The 15909-nt window shown below is 67.6% G+C and carries 20 protein-coding genes and 5 tRNA genes; 16 read left to right on the top strand and 9 right to left on the bottom strand.

Features of this window, described 5'->3' with window-relative positions; genetic code table 11:
* The first annotated feature begins 107 nt into the window (after positions 1 to 107).
* On the top strand, positions 108 to 875 hold the full coding sequence (locus ACX17K_RS16485; protein WP_493775636.1) for a HesA/MoeB/ThiF family protein: 768 nt from the start codon (positions 108 to 110) through the stop codon (positions 873 to 875).
* A gap of 36 nt (positions 876 to 911) precedes the next feature.
* Here ACX17K_RS16485 and ACX17K_RS16480 read toward each other — a convergent pair whose 3' ends face one another.
* From ACX17K_RS16480 to ACX17K_RS16460, 5 genes are all read right to left on the bottom strand, one after another.
* The gene (locus tag ACX17K_RS16480; protein ID WP_221667909.1) at positions 912 to 1397 is read right to left on the bottom strand and encodes a TlpA family protein disulfide reductase; all 486 of its coding nucleotides are present in this window, start codon (positions 1395 to 1397) and stop codon (positions 912 to 914) included.
* Positions 1398 to 1426: 29 nt separating this feature from the next.
* Positions 1427 to 1840, bottom strand: coding sequence for an acyl-CoA thioesterase (locus tag ACX17K_RS16475; protein WP_166439827.1), 414 nt, complete (start codon positions 1838 to 1840; stop codon positions 1427 to 1429).
* A 27-nt stretch (positions 1841 to 1867) separates the two neighbouring features.
* Positions 1868 to 2245, bottom strand: a complete 378-nt coding sequence (locus ACX17K_RS16470; RefSeq protein WP_493775635.1) for a VacJ — start codon at positions 2243 to 2245, stop codon at positions 1868 to 1870.
* 14 nt (positions 2246 to 2259) lie between these two features.
* The gene (locus ACX17K_RS16465) at positions 2260 to 3090 is read right to left on the bottom strand and encodes an energy transducer TonB (RefSeq protein ID WP_493775634.1); all 831 of its coding nucleotides are present in this window, start codon (positions 3088 to 3090) and stop codon (positions 2260 to 2262) included.
* Between the two features lie 91 nt (positions 3091 to 3181).
* A complete protein-coding gene (locus tag ACX17K_RS16460) occupies positions 3182 to 3649 on the bottom strand; it encodes a Dps family protein (protein ID WP_021475269.1) in 468 nt (155 codons plus the stop codon).
* A gap of 76 nt (positions 3650 to 3725) precedes the next feature.
* On the opposite strand from ACX17K_RS16460, the gene ACX17K_RS16455 reads away from it, so the two are divergent.
* Positions 3726 to 4022, top strand: coding sequence for a DUF167 domain-containing protein (locus ACX17K_RS16455; protein WP_493775633.1), 297 nt, complete (start codon positions 3726 to 3728; stop codon positions 4020 to 4022).
* Here the strand turns inward: ACX17K_RS16455 and ACX17K_RS16450 are convergent.
* Positions 4016 to 4456: an FxsA family protein gene (locus tag ACX17K_RS16450; protein WP_493775632.1), complete on the bottom strand. Its 441-nt coding sequence runs from the start codon at positions 4454 to 4456 to the stop codon at positions 4016 to 4018. The genes ACX17K_RS16455 and ACX17K_RS16450 overlap by 7 nt on opposite strands.
* A 31-nt stretch (positions 4457 to 4487) precedes the next feature.
* Between ACX17K_RS16450 and cutA the strand changes: the two genes are divergently transcribed.
* The 12 genes from cutA (at position 4488) to ACX17K_RS16390 (ending at position 12240) form a co-directional block, all read left to right on the top strand.
* On the top strand, positions 4488 to 4802 hold the full coding sequence (gene cutA / locus ACX17K_RS16445; RefSeq protein WP_493775631.1) for a divalent-cation tolerance protein CutA: 315 nt from the start codon (positions 4488 to 4490) through the stop codon (positions 4800 to 4802).
* A 130-nt stretch (positions 4803 to 4932) separates the two neighbouring features.
* Positions 4933 to 5008, top strand: a tRNA-Lys gene (locus ACX17K_RS16440).
* 37 nt (positions 5009 to 5045) lie between these two features.
* A tRNA-Lys gene (locus tag ACX17K_RS16435) sits at positions 5046 to 5121 on the top strand.
* A gap of 28 nt (positions 5122 to 5149) precedes the next feature.
* A tRNA-Lys gene (locus ACX17K_RS16430) sits at positions 5150 to 5225 on the top strand.
* 35 nt (positions 5226 to 5260) lie between these two features.
* Positions 5261 to 5336 (top strand) — tRNA-Lys (locus ACX17K_RS16425).
* A 36-nt stretch (positions 5337 to 5372) separates the two neighbouring features.
* Positions 5373 to 5448, top strand: a tRNA-Lys gene (locus ACX17K_RS16420).
* 131 nt (positions 5449 to 5579) lie between these two features.
* Positions 5580 to 6074 (top strand): sigma-70 family RNA polymerase sigma factor, encoded by a 495-nt coding sequence (locus ACX17K_RS16415; protein WP_493775630.1) that lies wholly within the window; start codon positions 5580 to 5582, stop codon positions 6072 to 6074.
* A complete protein-coding gene (locus ACX17K_RS16410) occupies positions 6071 to 7057 on the top strand; it encodes a FecR family protein (protein WP_493775629.1) in 987 nt (328 codons plus the stop codon). Before ACX17K_RS16415 ends, ACX17K_RS16410 begins: the two co-directional genes overlap by 4 nt.
* Before the next feature lie 101 nt (positions 7058 to 7158).
* Positions 7159 to 10080, top strand: a complete 2922-nt coding sequence (locus tag ACX17K_RS16405) for a TonB-dependent receptor (protein ID WP_493775628.1) — start codon at positions 7159 to 7161, stop codon at positions 10078 to 10080.
* Between the two features lie 93 nt (positions 10081 to 10173).
* A complete protein-coding gene (locus tag ACX17K_RS16400; protein WP_231161913.1) occupies positions 10174 to 10752 on the top strand; it encodes a biliverdin-producing heme oxygenase in 579 nt (192 codons plus the stop codon).
* A gap of 20 nt (positions 10753 to 10772) precedes the next feature.
* Positions 10773 to 11852, top strand: coding sequence for a TonB family protein (locus ACX17K_RS16395; RefSeq protein ID WP_493775627.1), 1080 nt, complete (start codon positions 10773 to 10775; stop codon positions 11850 to 11852).
* Positions 11853 to 11910: 58 nt separating this feature from the next.
* Positions 11911 to 12240: a hypothetical protein gene (locus tag ACX17K_RS16390; RefSeq protein ID WP_493775626.1), complete on the top strand. Its 330-nt coding sequence runs from the start codon at positions 11911 to 11913 to the stop codon at positions 12238 to 12240.
* Here the strand turns inward: ACX17K_RS16390 and ACX17K_RS16385 are convergent, their stop codons facing one another.
* Together ACX17K_RS16385 and pyrE are read right to left on the bottom strand one after the other, a co-directional pair.
* A complete protein-coding gene (locus ACX17K_RS16385; RefSeq protein WP_493775625.1) occupies positions 12241 to 12825 on the bottom strand; it encodes a DUF4124 domain-containing protein in 585 nt (194 codons plus the stop codon).
* A gap of 1 nt (position 12826) precedes the next feature.
* Entirely contained in the window at positions 12827 to 13471 is a 645-nt protein-coding gene (pyrE, locus tag ACX17K_RS16380) for an orotate phosphoribosyltransferase (RefSeq protein ID WP_021475833.1), read from the bottom strand.
* A 74-nt stretch (positions 13472 to 13545) separates the two neighbouring features.
* Here pyrE and ACX17K_RS16375 point away from each other — a divergent pair, with 74 nt between their 5' ends.
* Both ACX17K_RS16375 and ACX17K_RS16370 read left to right on the top strand, forming a co-directional pair.
* Positions 13546 to 14322, top strand: a complete 777-nt coding sequence (locus ACX17K_RS16375) for an exodeoxyribonuclease III (RefSeq protein WP_493775624.1) — start codon at positions 13546 to 13548, stop codon at positions 14320 to 14322.
* Positions 14322 to 14918, top strand: coding sequence for an alpha/beta hydrolase (locus ACX17K_RS16370; protein WP_493775623.1), 597 nt, complete (start codon positions 14322 to 14324; stop codon positions 14916 to 14918). The genes ACX17K_RS16375 and ACX17K_RS16370 overlap by 1 nt, the downstream gene beginning before the upstream one ends.
* A 73-nt stretch (positions 14919 to 14991) precedes the next feature.
* Here ACX17K_RS16370 and ACX17K_RS16365 read toward each other — a convergent pair whose 3' ends face one another.
* Entirely contained in the window at positions 14992 to 15828 is an 837-nt protein-coding gene (locus ACX17K_RS16365) for a sulfurtransferase (RefSeq protein ID WP_493775622.1), read from the bottom strand.
* Positions 15829 to 15909: the final 81 nt, after the last annotated feature.

The following is a 15909-nucleotide window of genomic DNA, read 5'->3' as shown; positions in this document are numbered from 1 at the left end:
TTTGTACTGTCTGCGGAGGCGCGCTTGGTCTCAGGCGTTGTGCTCGACACAAATCGCTTATCGACGCCAGCCTTCCCGGCTGGCGTTTCGCATTCCGGAGCATGAGCATGGAGCAAGACCGCGAGCTGGACGACGAGGCGCTGCTGCGATATAGCCGCCACATCCTGTTGCCCGAGATCGACATCGAAGGCCAGCGCCGGCTGCTGGCGGCGCGCGCGCTGATCGTCGGCGCCGGCGGCCTGGGCTCGCCCGTGGCGTTGTACCTGGCCAGCGCCGGCGTCGGCCGGATCACCCTCGTCGACGACGACGTGGTGGAACTGTCCAATCTGCAGCGCCAGATCGCCCACGACGCCGTCAGTTTGGGCCAAGGCAAGGCCGAGTCGGCGGCGCGGCGGATGGCCGCGATGAATCCCTCGATCGAGATCAGGCCGCTGGCCGAGCGGCTGGCGGGCGATCGCTTGATCGAAGAGGTGGCTGCGCACGACGTGGTGCTGGATTGCTCCGACAATTTCGCCACCCGCCACGCGGTCAACCGCGCCTGCATCGCCGCCAGGGTGCCGCTGGTGTCCGGCGCGGCGGTGCGCTTCTCGGGCCAGTTGGCGGTGTTCGACAGCCGCGACGCGGCCTCGCCCTGCTACCACTGCCTGTTTCCGGACGAGGGCGAGGCCAGCGACGGCCCCTGCGCCACCTTCGGCGTGCTGTCGCCCTTGGTCGGCGTGATCGGCAGCCTGCAGGCGGTGGAGGCGGTCAAGCTGCTGGCCGGCGTTGCGCCGGTGCTGGGCAAGCTGACGCTGTACGACGCGCTGAGCGGCGGCTTCAAGCAGATACGCGTGCCGCGCGATCCGGGCTGCGCGGTGTGCGGGGGCATGGGGTAGGAAAACGCCCCGGCGGGCGGGGCGGTGGTTTGCGGCTTAGAGGTGCTGCTCGATCAGCTTGCGCACCTCGGGGAAGTTCATCACCCCGACGTAGCGCTTGATGATATTGCCCTGCTTGTCGATCAGGAAAGTCGTCGGCGCCAGCTGGATGTCGCCGAAGGCCTTGGCCGTGGTTCCTTGCGGGTCCAGCGCGACGAAGAAGGGCAGCTGGTTCTTGGCGACGAAGTTCTGCACGTAGTTGGGCGGGTCGTAGCTCATCGCCACCGCCAGCACGTTCAGCCCTTTGCCGCCGTAGTCCTGGTGCAGCTTCTTGATTTCCGGCATCTCCTCGACGCAGCCGGGACAACTGGTGGCCCAGAAATTGACCAGCACCACCTTGCCTTTCAGCGCCGAGGTGCTGGTGGCGGCGCCGGTCAGCGAGGTCAGCTTCACCTCGGGGGCCGGGTTGCCGGAGAACATCAGCTTGTAGGCGGCGCCGGCGGCGACCAGCAGCGCCAGCGCAATGATCAAACCCTTCTTCATCTCGATTTCCTGTCGTGTCTGCCGCTGGTTCAGACCGGAGAGGCGGTCATCTGTTCCAGCATGTCCTTCAATTGTCCTTCCAGCACCACCGCCTTGTTCTGTTTGGCGTCGAACACCACGAAGGTGACGTCGGCCTCGGCCACCACGGTGTCTGCGCCTTCCAGCAGCACGCGCTGGTGGATCACCGCGCTGCGGTTGCCGATGGACTTCAGGCCGGTCTCGATCAGCAGTTGCTCGCCCATCAGCGCCGGGCGGCGATAGTCGATGTTGATGTTGACCACAGCCAACGCCAGGCCGGATTTCAGGAACCAGTCCAGTCCGCCTTGCTCTTCGAACTGGCTCCAGCGGGCTTCTTCCAGAAATTCCAGATAGCGCGCGTTGTTGACGTGGCCGAACAGGTCCAGGTGATAGCCGCGGACCTTGATCCGGGTGTGGTGCGCCATGTGTTTCCCCTCTATTGTGTGTGGCGGTTAATCGGCGCTGCCGTCCAGATCCAGCGGCACGAAGGCCTCTCGCTCCAGCGGCTCTTCGACCAGATCGGTCAGCACCGAGTGGATTTCCACCTTGAACCATTGCTGGAACAGGTTGGGACTGATGTTCTGCGGCCACAGGCTCTGGTCTTCGCACCAGTCGGCCAGCTCGGCCTCGAACAGCTGGCGATGGCGTTGCTGCACGAAGCGGCGCGCGGCGTCGGCGTCTTCCGCCGGCGGGATCAGCAGCGCGTTGCTGTCGGCGGCCAGCGCTTCCAGCGTCAGTTGCGGATCGATGCCGCCGGGCAGGCTTTTCAGCCAGGCGAGAAACGGGGCCTGCGGGCGCAGCAGCGCGATGCTGCGGTTGACTTCAAACATGATGCTTCCTTGGTTCAATGGCTGGATAAGAGGTTGTCCCGGGTGAAGACGAAGCGCTGGTTGATGCGCATTGTTGGGGCGCGGGCCAGCGCGGGCGGAAACGGCGGAAACGGCGAGGACAGCTCGACGATGCGCTGGGCGGCTTCGTCCAGCACCGGGCTGCCGGAGCTGCGGGTGACTCGCTGTCCCTGCAGGCTGCCGTCGGCGGCTATCGTCACTTCCAGCGTCACCGCGCCATGCAGGGCCTGGCGGCGCGCTTCATCCGGGTAATTCAGGTTGCCGATGCGCTCCACTTTCAGCCGCCAGTCGGCCTGGTAGCGCGCCCAGGGATAGCCGCGGGCCGCCTCGCCGAGCGCGTTGCCGGCCTGGCCGCTCTCCTTGTCGTTGTCGACGATGGCGCTGTCGCCGCCGCGCGACAGCGCGCCGACCTGGGCCAGCAGCGAGCCGGTGCTGACCTGGCCGCTGGGCGGCGCGGGCTGGACCTTGGCCGGCGCCGGGGTTGGGCGGGCGATCGGGTTGGTCGGAGCCGGCGGCGGCATTTCCGCGGCGGGGCGCGGCTTGGGCGGCTCGCGGCGGCTGAGCAACTGGCGCGGCTCGGCGCTGTTGCCCGAACCGGCATGATCGATTTCGGCCAGCCTTTCGGTCGGCGGCGTGGCCGCCGCAGGATGGCGGATCAGGCGGATATTGATCTGGGACGCGGGCGCTTCGCCGGGCCGGTCGGGCGCGGAGAGGCGGCCGCCCAGGCTGAGCAGCAGCAGGTGGGCCAGCAGCGACACGCCCAGCGCCACCCACAGCAGCGGGGCGCTGGACGCGGATGGGCGGGGACGGTACAGGTGATCGGCCATCGCGGGTTTCCGGATTTTGCCAGAGTGTAGCATGGCGGCCATGCAAAAACGCCGCGCGGAGGCGGCGTTTCGGCGGCGGCGCGCGGCCGGCTTATTTTTCCAGCAGGCTGCGCAGCATCCAGGCGGTTTTCTCGTGCACCTGCAGGCGCTGGGTCAGCAAGTCGGCGCTGGGCTCGTCGGACGCGCGCTCCACTACGGCGAACACGCTGCGGGCGGTGCGGCACACGGTTTCGTGGCCCTCGACCAATTGGCGGATCATCTCTTCGGCCTTGGGCGGCGCGCCGGCGGATTCGGGGATGGCGGTCAGCTTGGCGTAGTCGGCGTAGCTGCCCGGCGCGTAGTGGCCCAGCGCGCGGATGCGCTCGGCGACGGCGTCCACGGCCAGCGCCAGCTCGTTGTACTGGGTCTCGAACATCAGGTGCAGGGTGTTGAACATCGGCCCGGTGACGTTCCAGTGGAAGTTGTGCGTCTTCAGGTACAGGGTGTAGCTGTCCGCCAGCAGGCGGGACAGGCCGTGGGCGATTTCCTGGCGATCTTGTTCGTTGATGCCGATATCCATGACGATGCTCCTTTTTGGCGGCGCTGCTTCCAGGCCGCGTTTTGGACTACACTTCCCGTTTTGGGCGGGAAATGGGATGAAATCTTGGTTGTCGTGCCATGACGGCTGCGTCCGGCTGACGCTGCACGTGCAGCCGGGCGCCAAGAAGACCGAGGCGGCCGGCGAGCACGGCGACTGCCTGAAGGTCAGGCTGGCCGCGCCGCCGGTGGACGGCAAGGCCAATGCCGCGCTGCTGGCCTGGCTGGCCGACCGTTTCGGCGTCGCCAAGCGCGATGTGGAGCTGCTGTCCGGCGATAAGAGCCGGCACAAGGTGGTGCGGATCGCCTGCGGCCTTGATGACGCGTCGGCGCTGGATCGCCTGGGTTTTCACTGAAGGCGGCGTCCCGGCGGCGTGGTTTCGTCGACGCGTTGGAATTCGCCTTCTATGACGTCGCTGTTGCCGGCGGGGCCGGCGGACGGGCCGGCGCCGGTGGCGCGCAGCGAGATGTCCGGGCCTTTCAGCGGCAGCAGCAGCAGGATGGCGGCGAGGTCGCTGAGCAGGCCGGGCAGCAGGAACAGCAGGCCGGCCAGCGCGTAACGCAGCGGCCACAGCAGCGAATACAGCGAAACCTTGTCGCCCTGGCGCATCACGCTGCCCAGCGTCAGCAGCGCGCCCAGCTTCTGGTTGCGCAGCATCCACAGGCCCAGCATCGAGGACAGCACTACCAAGAGGAACACCGCCAGGCCGCCGATGCGGTCGGCCAGCGCCACCAGGGCGGCGATTTCTGCGAACGGGTAAATCAACAACAGCAGCGGGAGAACGCGCATCTTGAATCCGATTCCATCTAACGATTGTTTATTGGTTGTCTGCAACGCGCCCGACGCGGAAACCGCCGAGCGCATCGCGACGACGCTGGTGGCCGAACAACTGGCCGCCTGCGTCAATATTCTGAGTCCCTGCCGCTCAGTGTACCGCTGGCAGGGCGCGGTGGAGCGGGCCGAGGAGATTCCGCTGCTGATCAAGACCCGCGCTGACGCGTATCCGCAACTGGAAGCGCGGCTGGCGGCGCTGCATCCGTACCAGGTGCCGGAAATCGTCGCGCTGCCGCTGACGCAGGGATTGCCCTCTTATCTCACATGGGTATCGAACAACGTAGTTTCAAGTGGCGAATGATTCCGGCCCGGTTTGTTCCGACTGTTTTCGCCCCGTTTTCGTTCCCCTCTCCGGGCGGCGGCGGAGAGAAATTTTTCGCGATACGGCTTGACGCATCTGAAACGTTTCATTATAGTTGCGAGCTCTCGATGGGTCGTTAGCTCAGCTGGTAGAGCAGCGGACTTTTAATCCGTTGGTCGCAGGTTCGAATCCCGCACGACCCACCAGAGAAAGCTTGATATAGTGTAGTCGCATGTCCCGGACGGGTCGTTAGCTCAGTTGGTAGAGCAGCGGACTCTTAATCCGTAGGTCGAGTGTTCGAGCCACTCACGACCCACCATCCAAAGACATGCCGCCGTACGTTGTGCGGGTCGTTAGCTCAGCTGGTAGAGCAGCGGACTTTTAATCCGTTGGTCGCAGGTTCGAATCCCGCACGACCCACCAATCAAGTTCATTTCTGTCTTTTGTGCAGACCGGATGGGTCGTTAGCTCAGTTGGTAGAGCAGCGGACTCTTAATCCGTAGGTCGAGTGTTCGAGCCACTCACGACCCACCACCATCCCTGCACCCTCCCCGACATGAATACCCCAATGGGTCGTTAGCTCAGCTGGTAGAGCAGCGGACTTTTAATCCGTTGGTCGCAGGTTCGAATCCCGCACGACCCACCAAGCATTCCCGCAAGGGCCCGGCTATTGTCCGGGCCCTTCGCATTTCCATCCCTGATATTGCTGATAACGATAATTGTTATCATTTCTTTCTTGCGCTATGCTGCGCCCTTTTGTCACGGGCGACGCTGGTGATGGACGGCTATTATCGCGAACTGCTCAATTTTCTCACCCGGGCCACCGGTTCGCGCCAGCGCGCGGAGGACGTGGCGCAGGACGCATATCTGAAAGTGTTGAATCTGCAGGCTCCGGAGGGCGATGCCGGCGGCGCGCCGGTGCGCTCGCCGCGGGCGCTGCTGTACGCAGCCGCGCGCAACCTGCTGATAGACCGCCACCGCCGCGAGCAGGCGAGGCCGCAACTGGACATGGTGGACATCGAACTGGCCGCGCCCGCGCATTTCGAGCCGGAGCGGCGGTTGGCCGCGCGGCAGCAATTGGCCCTGCTGGAGAGGACGATAGCGGGCTTGCCGCCGCGTTGCCGCCAGGCCTTCGTGCTGTTCAAGCTGGAAGGGTTGAGCCAGGCTGACATCGCGCGGGAAATGGGCATTTCCCGGAATATGGTGGAGAAACACATCATCAACGGCATGCTGGCGTGCAAGCGGGCGCTGGAACAGGAGGAGAGCCGATGAGGCGCGAGCGTGAAGCGGCGAACGGGGAGCTGGCCGACGCGGAAGCCGCGCGCTGGCGCCTGCGGCAGCGGGAAGGGCTGGACGAGGCGGAGCGGGTGGAACTGGCCGCCTGGCTGGATGCGTCCGGCGAGCACCGCCGCGCCTACGCCGCGCACGCGCGCGTCGATGCCTTGCTGTCAGGCCTGAGCGGAGAGCAGCGCCGCAGGCTGGCTGCGCCCGCGCCGTCCAGAACCCGGCGCCATGCCCTGGCCGCCTGCGCCATATTGCTGCTCGCCTGTACGCTGGGCTGGCAGTGGCGGGCCAGCCAGCCGCAGTGGACGCAGACGCTGGCCAGCGCGCGCGGCCAGCAGCTGGATCGGATGCTGGCTGACGGCAGCCGCTTGAGCCTGGACGCGGACACCGTGGTGGAGATCGCGTATTTCAAGGACCGCCGCGAGACCAAGCTGCTGCGCGGGCAGGCGATGTTCGCGGTGGCGCGGGACGCCGGGCGGCCGTTCCGGGTGGCGGCCGGTCAGGTGAGGGTGACGGTGCTGGGCACGCGTTTCGCCGTGCGCAATCTATATGGCGCGGTCGAGGTGGCGGTGGAGCACGGCAAGGTGGCGGTGGCCGACCACGGCGATGCCGAGGCGGCGGCGGGCGCGAGCGGCGAAGCGCGGAGCAAGCTGCTGCTGAGCGATGGCCAGCGCGCGCTCTGGCGCGATGGCTCGCTCCGCCGGGAAGCGGCGGAGCCGCCGGAAACCGTGGCCGCCTGGCGCGCGGGGCGGTTGGAGTTTTCCGACCGGCCGCTGGCCGAGGTGCTGGCCGAGTTCGAGCGCTACGGCCCGACAGGCCTCAGGCTGGCGCGGCCGGATCTGGGCGGTTTGCGCTTGAGCGGCAGCTTTGCCAGCCATGACGCGCCCGCGTTCGCCCGCATTCTGCCCCAGGTTCTGCCGGTTGCGCTGCGCCGGAGCGGCGGTGAAACGCTGATCGACGCCAAAAAATAGTCCGAGCAAAAAATATTTACCGACCGACGTCAGGATGCGGCGGGCGGCTGCGTCTTCATGGATGCGAATAATTATTAATTTCATCCGTGAGGTAGTCCGCCATGTCGATTTCCCGCCCGGGGGCCGCCGCCCTGCTGCTGGGTCTGGCTTGCGTCCAGCCCGCGCCGGCCCAGTCCCGCGTCGTCGCCTTCCAGATCGCGCCGCAGCCGCTGGCCGGCGCGCTGCAGCAGCTGGCCAGCCAGGCCGGCATGAATCTGCTGTTCGACCCGGCCTTGGCCGGCGGCCGCGCCGCGCCGGGGCTGCAGGGCAGCTACACGGTGCGCGACGCGCTGCGCCGGCTGTTGGAGGGAAGCGGCCTGGCCGCCAGCCTGCGGGCGGAAGGCATTGTGGTGCGGGCGGCGCCGTCGGCCGGAGAGGGCGCGGTCAATATCGGCGCCTTGCGGGTGCGCGGGGGCAGCAGCGCGCCGGGGGCCTTGTCCGACGACGAGATGTCGCTGTTCGACCGGCCGTATCTGAAGCCGGGTTCGTCGGCGGCGGTGACGCGCGAGCAGATCGAGCGCTTCCGTGGCACCTCGCCGGCCGACATGTTCAAGGGCGTGGCCGGGGTGCAGGTGGGCGAGAGCCGCAACAGCGGCTCGGTGGACGTCAATGTCCGCGGGCTACAGGGACAGGGGCGGGTGCCGGTGGTGATCGACGGCAGCGTGCAGTCGGTGACCGCCTATCGCGGCTACGGCGGCGTCGCCGACCGCAACTACCTGGACCCGGACCTGATCGGCGGCGTCACGGTCGACAAGGGGCCGGTTTTGTCGGCGCAGGGCGCCGGGGCGATCGGCGGCCTGGTGAAAATGGACACGCTGAAGGCGGAGGACATCCTGCTGCCCGGCGAGCGCCGCGGCGTGCGCCTGCGCGGAGGCTTGCAGAGCAATAGCGTCGCGCCCCCGGCCGAGCTGAACGCGACGCCGCGCCGGCATAGCCCGGCGCTGGACGGACGCGCCGGCCACGGCAGCGTCGCCGCCGCCTTGCGCGAAGACCGCTACGAATTGGTCGGCGCCTTCGCCTACCGCGACATCGGCAACTACTTCTCCGGCAAGCATGGCCATGAGCGCTATGTAGTGAAGAACGACTGGATGTCGTCCGGCACTCAGGAGGACGTCGGCGTCACCCGTATTTTCAAGCCCGGCGAAGAGGTGCTCAACACCGCTAACCGCAGCCGCTCGCTGCTGCTGAATGGCACGCTGAAGCCGGACGCCGAGCGCTCGCTGGAGCTGGGCTTCCGCCGCTACGACAGCGACTACGGCGAGATCATGACCTCGCAGATCGTCCGCAACGACGGCGATTCGATCCCGCAGTGGCCGCGCAGCCAGGTGAGGGTGGACGCCTATACTGCCCGCTTCAAGTGGCAGCCGGACGACAATCCGCTGATCAAGCTGCAGGCCAATCTGTGGCATACCGACATGGACAGCCGGGCCTACAACGGCGACGTGTTCCGCAATCCCACCCAGGGCAAGCCGCGCCCGGGCTGGGGCGATTGCGCAGACTGCATCGACTTTTCCTACCTGGCGCCGGCTCAGGCGCAACGCACCGGGGCCGATCTGAGCAACAGCTCGCTGCTGCGCACCCGGCTGGGCGCGCTGAAGTTCGATTACGGGGTATCGCTGCAGCATGAGCGGCTGGCGCCGGGCAAGGGCTTCATCCGCGACGAGGACGACATCCTCAACAACCGCAATCTGCGGGACGGCAGCCGCGACGAGCAGAGCGCCTTCGTCGGCGTCAACTGGGCGCCGGTGGATTGGCTGAGCTTCGACTTGGGCGGCCGCTATCTGCGTTTCGCCACCCAGGACAACAACGTCGAGGTCAAGAAGCTGGAGGCCTACCGCACCGTGTCGAAGACCGCCCAGCTCTACAGCGACGACACCTTCGAATACCTGGGCGAGGTGGAGTGGAAGCCGGACGCCGCCGGCAATTTCAGCGACGCCACCAATCCGTTCAAGCAGCCGGGCGCCACCTATGTCGACGGCAGCGGTCAGGCGCAGCCGCTGGCCGGCGCCAAGTCCAGCGAGGCGGAGGTGAGTTGGCGCGACAACCAGGAGCTGGCATCGCGGCAATACCGCCGCAGCCAGCCCTACCGCCGCCGCGACAGCGGCTTCGCGCCGTCCTTCGGCGTCAACCTGAAGCTGAGCCCCTCGGTCACCGGCTATCTGCGCTACGTCGAAGGCCTGCGCATGCCCAGCCTGATGGAGTCGACGCTGGGCTCGTCCTCGCCTTTCCTTGGCGAACTGAAGCCGGAACGCAGCCAGAACTGGGAAATCGGCGTCAGCGTGCTGAAGGACGGCCTGCTGCGCGGCGACGACCGCTTCCGCTTCAAGCTCGCCTATTTCGACAACACCACCCGCGACTACATCACCCGGCGGCCGATTCCCGGCAAGGAGGCGTGGGAGCAGAACTTCAGCATGGTGAACATGGACCGCTACCAGCTGTCCGGCGTCGAGCTGCAATCGTCGTACGACGGCGGCGCGCTGTTCGGCGAGCTGTCCGCCACCTACAACCGCAAGACCCGGATATGCGACCGCGCGTCGGCCGAGTACTTCCGCGGCATCACCTGGTTCGGCGGCGAGCACCCGATGGCCAATACGCCGGAATGCACGCCCAGCGGCTTTTCCAGCAGCTACGTCCGCAACCACATCCCGCCGCGCTTCAACCTGAATCTGACGCTGGGCGGACGCGCGCTCGACCGCAGGCTCAGCTTCGGCAGCCGCGTCACCTACAACAGCGAGCCGGTGGCCAAGCAGGGCGCCAGCGTGGACGACAGCCGCTGGGAGAGCTGGAACGGCACCGCCAACCAGGTGCTGACCCGCGCCTACACGCTGGTGGACGTGTTCGCCAGTTACCGGATCTCCAAGGGCGTCAGCGTTGATTTGGCCATCGACAACCTGACCGACCGCTACTACCTGGATCCGCTGGCGCTGAGCCTGATGCCGGGGCCGGGGCGCACCGCGCGGCTGAACGCGACCTGGCAATTCTGAGCGGCGCGTTTCCCTAAATAAACAAAAATAGTTATCATTAACATTTAATGGGCTTTGTCCGCAAAGCCCAGCTCAGTAGAAGAAAGCATCGGCATGACCACCATCGAACGCACCCGCACCCAGGACCTGAAGGCCCGCACCCACGACACCCACGACCAGCTGGACCAGCGCATCATGGCCAACCAGCCCTTCGCCAGCCGCGACAACTACGCCCGCTTCCTCGACGCCCAGTACCGCTTCCTGCGCGACGCCGACGCGCTGTACGATAATCCGGAGCTGGCCAAGCTGTTCCCGGACCTGGCCGAGCGCCGCCGCTACCACAGCATCGCCGCCGACATGGGTGATCTGGACCGCGCGCTGCCGCAACTGGCCGAGGCGCCGATCAGCGGCGAGCTGGACGTGGCCAGCGCGATGGGCTGGCTGTACGTGGTGGAAGGCTCCAAGCTGGGCGCGGCCATCCTGTACAAATTGGCCGGCAAGCTGGGCCTGGACGAGGCGTTCGGCGCCCGCCACCTGGCCGGCCACCCGGACGGCCGCGCCCGCCACTGGCGCGCGTTCACTTCGGCGCTGGACGGCCTGGAGCTGGACGGCGACGCCGAGGCCCGCGTCACCGCCGGCGCGGTGGCCGCCTTCGCCTGCATGAACGGCCACCTGGACCGGGTGTACGCTTGAGCGCGGCGCGGCACCCGGCAGTGCGCTGGCTTTACCTGCTGGGCGGCTGTCTGATGGTGGCGCTGGCGGTGATAGGCGCGCTGCTGCCGGTGATGCCCACCACCATCTTCCTGATCCTGGCGCTGGCCTGTTTCAGCAAGTCCTCGCCGCGGCTGGAGCAGCGGCTGCTGGATCATCCGCGCTATGGCCCGGGCCTGCGGCGCTGGCGCGAACAGCGCATCGTGCCGCTCAAGGCCAAGTGCTTCGCCGCGCTGGGCATGGGCGCGGGCTTCGTCGCGCTGCTGCTGGCGCGGCCGCCGCATTGGGTGCCCTGGCTGGTGGCGGCGATCGAGCTTTCGGTCTTGCTGTATCTGCTGAGCCGGCCGTCCCATCCCGGCGAGCCGTCGGGCTGGCGCAGGCTGTCGGCCCGGCACTGGAAGGGCCTGGCGCTGCTGTCGTGCGTTGGCCTGCATCTGGCGGCGCTGACCGCCGGGCTATGGTGGCCGGGCACCAAGCCGCAGGCACCGGCGCCGGCGGAGCAGCCGGCGATGCAGTGGCTGGCCGGCGGCGGCTCGACGGCGCCGGAGCAGAAGCGCGCCGCCGAACGCCCCAGCGAGGCGGCGTCGGCATCCCGCCGCGCGGCCGCGCCTCAGCGGGCCGGCGTTCAGCCGGACAGCCATTCGCCCCAGGCGACCCAAGCGGCCGGCAAGCCGGATCCCGCGCCGCGAGCGGATCAACCACCGGCCCCGTGGGCCGCGGCCGAGCAAGCACCCAGCCAGGCCGCCGCGCCCAAGGCTGCGTCGCAGGACGACAGCCGGCCGCGCGTGAGCCAGGGCCGCAGCAGTTGGGAGGCCAAGGTGCTGGCCAGACTGGAGCGCTATCGGCAATATCCGGCCACGTCGCGGCTGCGCGGCGACGAGGGCACGGCCTACTTGTCCATCCGCATCGACCGCGAGGGGCGGGTGCTGGCGGCGCGGCTGAGCCGCGGCAGCGGCCATCCGGCGCTGGACCAGGCCGCTCTGGACACCGTCTACCGAGCCGCGCCGCTGCCGCGCATCCCGGACGCGTTGCCGGATGCGCTGGAGCTGGCGGTGCCGGTGGAGTTCTTCCTCGAACAGTAATGCCCGCCGGTGCCGGCTTGCCGCATAATGTCGGCTGACAGCCGACAAGGGGAACACAATGAACAAGCTGATGTTGAGCGCGCCGCTGCTGGCGGCGCTCGCTGCCGGCGGAGCCTGGGCGCAGAGCGCCGACGAACAGCTGCTGGCGGCGCAGATGGCGTTCCAGCAGGCGCAGAGCCAGCAGAGACTGCTGGACGGCAAATTGAAGACGGCGCAGGACGAGAAGGCGCTTTCCGAGCAGCGCCTGGCCGGCGCGCAAGCCGCGCTGGACAAGGCCAACGCCGAACTGGCGGCGGCTACCGACGCGCAATCGCGCGGCAAGCAGGTGCTGGATCAGGCGACGCAGACGCTGAACCAGGCCTGGCAGCGCAAGGACGGAGGGCAGTAATCAGGGATTGAGCTGGCGGTAGCGGGCGATGTCCTGCTGCATCCGCTGGCGGAACGCGTCCAGTTCGGCGCGCTTGGACGCCATCTGCCGCAAGAGATCTTGTTGCGATTGCCGCAGCAGCTGCAGATTGCGCACGGTGGTTGCCGGCGGCGTCTGCTGGTTCTGCCGGGCGCGCTCCAGATCCTGCTCCAGATGGCCGCGTTGCAGCGCCAGCCCCTGGCCGCGAAGCTCCAGCGCGCGGTAGGAGGATTGCAGCACCGCCAGCTGGCGCTCGCGGTCGGCCTGCAGGTCGGCCAGCGTCGGATAGCTCTGCACCAGCGCCTGGTCGTGGCGGGCGGCGTCCATCCGTTGTTGCTGCTGTTGGCGGCCGGCGGCGGCGGACGCCTCGCGCGCCTGGCGCTGGGCGGCGGTTTCGGCCGGCTTGTTGACGGCGCCTTGCTTGCTCAGCTCGGCGACGCCGCGGCTCTGGCTCTCAAGCGGCGGCGAGTCGCTGTAATGCGTGTTGCCGGCCTCGTCCACCCATTTGTAGACGCCGGCCTGGGCCAGCGAACACAGCAGCAGCAACGGTCCGGCAAGCGCTTTCATGTCAGTCGTCGACTCCGTATTGGGCGCGGTAGGCGCGCACCGCGTCCAGATGCGCCGCCAGTTCCGGGCTGTTTTCCAGGAATCCCAGCAAGTCTTTCAGCGTGGCGATGGCCACCACCGGCAGGCCATGCTGCTGGGCCACTTCCTGCACCGCCGACAATTCGCCCTGGCCGCGCTCCATCCGGTCCAGCGCGATGGCGACGCCGGCCGGTTCGGCGCCGGCGGCGCGGATCAGCTCCACCGATTCGCGCACCGAGGTGCCGGCCGAGATGACGTCGTCGATGATCAGCACCTTGCCTTGCAGCGGCGCGCCGACCAGGGTGCCGCCCTCGCCGTGGTCCTTGGCTTCCTTGCGGTTGTAGGCGAAGGGCACGTTGCGGCCCTGCTCGGCCAGCGCCATGCCGGCGGCGGCGGCCAGGATGATGCCTTTATAGGCCGGCCCGAACAGCATGTCGAACTGGATGCCGCTTTGCTGGATGGACTTGGCGTAGAATCGCGACAGGTTCAGCGTGGACAGACCGTCGTTGAACAGGCCGGCGTTGAAGAAGTACGGCGACTTGCGGCCCGCCTTGGTGATGAACTCGCCAAACTTCAGCACCTGCTTGTCGAGCGCAAAACGAATAAAATCCTGACGAAAGTCGCTCATCCTCATTCCTTATCGAATCGTTAACTGTTTGAACGGCTGAAAAAAACCGCCGCAAGCATAGCACGGGAGACACAATGCTTCGAATCGTTTCCGCCAACCTCAACGGCATCCGCTCGGCGGACAAGAAGGGCTTTTTCGACTGGCTGGCCGGCATCAACGCCGACTTCGTCTGCGTGCAGGAGCTGAAGGCGCAGGCGGGCGACCTGTCCGAGCGGATGCGCAATCCGGACGGGCTGGCCGGCTATTTCCACTACGCCGAAAAGAAGGGCTATAGCGGCGTCGGCCTGTACACCCGCCACCAGCCGGACGCGGTGGTGGAGGGGCTGGGCGTCGACTGGATCGATTCCGAAGGCCGCTTCCTGCAACTGGATTTCGGCAAGCTGTCGGTGGTGTCGCTGTACCTGCCGTCCGGCTCCAGCAGCGACGAGCGCCAGCAAGTGAAGTTCGACTTCCTCGACGTGTTCATGCCGCACCTGGAAAAGCTGCGCGCCGACGGCCGCGACATCGTGATCTGCGGCGACTGGAACATCGCCCACAACGAGATCGACCTGAAAAACTGGAAGGGCAACCTGAAGAACTCCGGCTTCCTGCCGGAAGAACGCGCCTGGATGACCGACCTCTTGGGCCGCGTCGGCTGGCGCGACGCGTGGCGCAATCTGTACCCGGAAGCGCCCGGCTACACCTGGTGGAGCAACCGCGGCCAGGCTTACGCCAAGGACGTCGGCTGGCGCATCGACTACCAGATCGTCACGCCGTCGCTGATGGAGCTGGCCGAATCCTCCTGCGTGTACAAGGACGAGAAATTCTCCGACCACGCGCCGTTGATCGTCGACTACCGGCGGAGCCTGTGATGTGGGACGACGATGACGTCACCTTGCTGACGGTGCCGGGTTGGGGCGATTCCGGCGACACGCACTGGCACGGCTATTGGGAGAAAACCTACCCGCTGGCGCGCCGAGCCAAGCAGCGCGACTGGCTGTATCCGACCCGCGACGAATGGGTGGCCGGCCTGGCCGCGGCGGTGGCGGAGATTCCGGGGCGGCTGGTGATCGCCGCCCACAGCCTGGGTTGCCATACGACGGTCGCCTGGTTGCTGCAGGCCTCGCTGCTGGAGCAGCGCAAGGTGAAGGGCGCGCTGCTGGTGGCGCCGCCGGCGATTCCGCTGACCGACGAGCGCGCCCGCGCCAGCGGCGAGCTGCCGGAAGGCGCGCCGTTGCCGACCTTCGCCGGATTCGAGACGCTGCCGGAGCGCAAGCTGCCGGTGCCGACGCTATTGGTGGCCAGCCGCGACGATCCGTTCTGCGAGTTCGAAGAGGCGCGGCGCATGGCGGCGCTGTGGGGCGCGGAATTCGTCGACGGCGGCATGGCAGGCCATATGGGCAGCCACGCCGGCCTCGGCAGCTGGCCCGCGGGGCAGAGCCTGCTGCAGCGGCTGATCCTGGGATAGCGGACAGTCCGCTGCCACGCGATCGTCGGCGGGAAGCCCGGCTTGGCCGGGCTTTTTTCTTATGCGGCGGCGCTCAGCGCGCGACCGGCCGCGCCGGATCGCTGCACCATTCGCTCCAGGAGCCGGGGTAGAGCCGGCTGCCGGAGAAGCCGGCGATCTCCATCGCCAGCAGATTGTGGCAGGCGGTGACGCCGGAGCCGCACTGGTGGACGATGGCGGCGGGATCGAAACCCTCGCCCAGCAGCGCCTCCCACTCGGCGCGCAGCCGCGCCGCCGGCTTGTAGCGGCCGGCGTCCAGATTGTCCATGAAGAAGCGGTTGGCGGCGCCGGGGATGTGGCCGCCGACCGGGTCTATCGTCTCGCCCACGCCGCGGAAGCGGTCCGGGCTGCGGGCGTCCACCACCGTGAACGCTTGTTCGTCCAGGTTGGCCAGCACCGCGCCGGCATCCATGGCCTGCTGCAGCGAGCGGCGGATGGCGAAGCGGCAGGGACGGCGCTGCGGCGGCTCCGCGTCCACCGCGCCGCCGGCGGCCTGCCAGGCGGCGAAGCCGCCGTCCAGCACCGCGACCTTGTCATGGCCCAGCCAGCGCAGCAGCCACCAGGCGCGCGCCGCGTACTGTCCCGTGCCGTCGTCGTAGGCCACGACCTGGGTGTTCTCCCCCACGCCCAGCGCGCCCAGGTCCACCGCCAGCCGCTGGCCATCCGGCAGAGGATGGCGGCCGTTCTGGCCGTTCTTGCTGCCGGACAGATGATAATCGAGGTGCAGGTAGTGGGCTCCGGGGATATGGCCCTGTTCGTAGGCGGCGTGGCCGTAGTCGGGATTGTCCAGCTGGAAGCGGCAGTCCAGCACGATCAGCGATTCGCCAGGTTCGTCCATCAGCTGCTGGCAGGAAATCAGCGTGGTGTACATTTCTCGGCCTTGGTATCGAAGAAGCGTCCAGCCTATGGTTATCACAACGGCTTTGGCAAGTCCGGCCTGTCCGTAGGTCCG

This window comes from Chromobacterium sp. INPA-IVC (genome assembly GCF_059047085.1).
Note: the sequence above shows the minus strand (reverse complement) of the source record. Positions and strands in the feature narration are given on the sequence as shown.

Bases quoted from the DNA above. Each gene is read 5' to 3' on its own strand.
- ACX17K_RS16390 (WP_493775626.1), top strand. From the start codon at position 11,911: ATGAACAAGCTGATGTTGAGCGCGCCGCTGCTGGCGGCGCTCGCTGCC.
- pyrE (WP_021475833.1), bottom strand. From the start codon at position 13,471: ATGAGCGACTTTCGTCAGGATTTTATTCGTTTTGCGCTCGACAAGCAG.
- ACX17K_RS16470 (WP_493775635.1), bottom strand. From the start codon at position 2,245: ATGTTTGAAGTCAACCGCAGCATCGCGCTGCTGCGCCCGCAGGCCCCG.
- ACX17K_RS16465 (WP_493775634.1), bottom strand. From the start codon at position 3,090: ATGGCCGATCACCTGTACCGTCCCCGCCCATCCGCGTCCAGCGCCCCG.
- ACX17K_RS16475 (WP_166439827.1), bottom strand. From the start codon at position 1,840: ATGGCGCACCACACCCGGATCAAGGTCCGCGGCTATCACCTGGACCTG.
- ACX17K_RS16410 (WP_493775629.1), top strand. From the start codon at position 6,071: ATGAGGCGCGAGCGTGAAGCGGCGAACGGGGAGCTGGCCGACGCGGAA.
- ACX17K_RS16450 (WP_493775632.1), bottom strand. From the start codon at position 4,456: ATGCGCGTTCTCCCGCTGCTGTTGTTGATTTACCCGTTCGCAGAAATC.
- ACX17K_RS16460 (WP_021475269.1), bottom strand. From the start codon at position 3,649: ATGGATATCGGCATCAACGAACAAGATCGCCAGGAAATCGCCCACGGC.
- ACX17K_RS16400 (WP_231161913.1), top strand. From the start codon at position 10,174: ATGACCACCATCGAACGCACCCGCACCCAGGACCTGAAGGCCCGCACC.
- ACX17K_RS16485 (WP_493775636.1), top strand. From the start codon at position 108: ATGGAGCAAGACCGCGAGCTGGACGACGAGGCGCTGCTGCGATATAGC.
- ACX17K_RS16365 (WP_493775622.1), bottom strand. From the start codon at position 15,828: ATGTACACCACGCTGATTTCCTGCCAGCAGCTGATGGACGAACCTGGC.
- ACX17K_RS16415 (WP_493775630.1), top strand. From the start codon at position 5,580: ATGGACGGCTATTATCGCGAACTGCTCAATTTTCTCACCCGGGCCACC.
- ACX17K_RS16370 (WP_493775623.1), top strand. From the start codon at position 14,322: ATGTGGGACGACGATGACGTCACCTTGCTGACGGTGCCGGGTTGGGGC.
- ACX17K_RS16405 (WP_493775628.1), top strand. From the start codon at position 7,159: ATGTCGATTTCCCGCCCGGGGGCCGCCGCCCTGCTGCTGGGTCTGGCT.
- ACX17K_RS16375 (WP_493775624.1), top strand. From the start codon at position 13,546: ATGCTTCGAATCGTTTCCGCCAACCTCAACGGCATCCGCTCGGCGGAC.
- ACX17K_RS16455 (WP_493775633.1), top strand. From the start codon at position 3,726: ATGAAATCTTGGTTGTCGTGCCATGACGGCTGCGTCCGGCTGACGCTG.
- ACX17K_RS16385 (WP_493775625.1), bottom strand. From the start codon at position 12,825: ATGAAAGCGCTTGCCGGACCGTTGCTGCTGCTGTGTTCGCTGGCCCAG.
- ACX17K_RS16480 (WP_221667909.1), bottom strand. From the start codon at position 1,397: ATGAAGAAGGGTTTGATCATTGCGCTGGCGCTGCTGGTCGCCGCCGGC.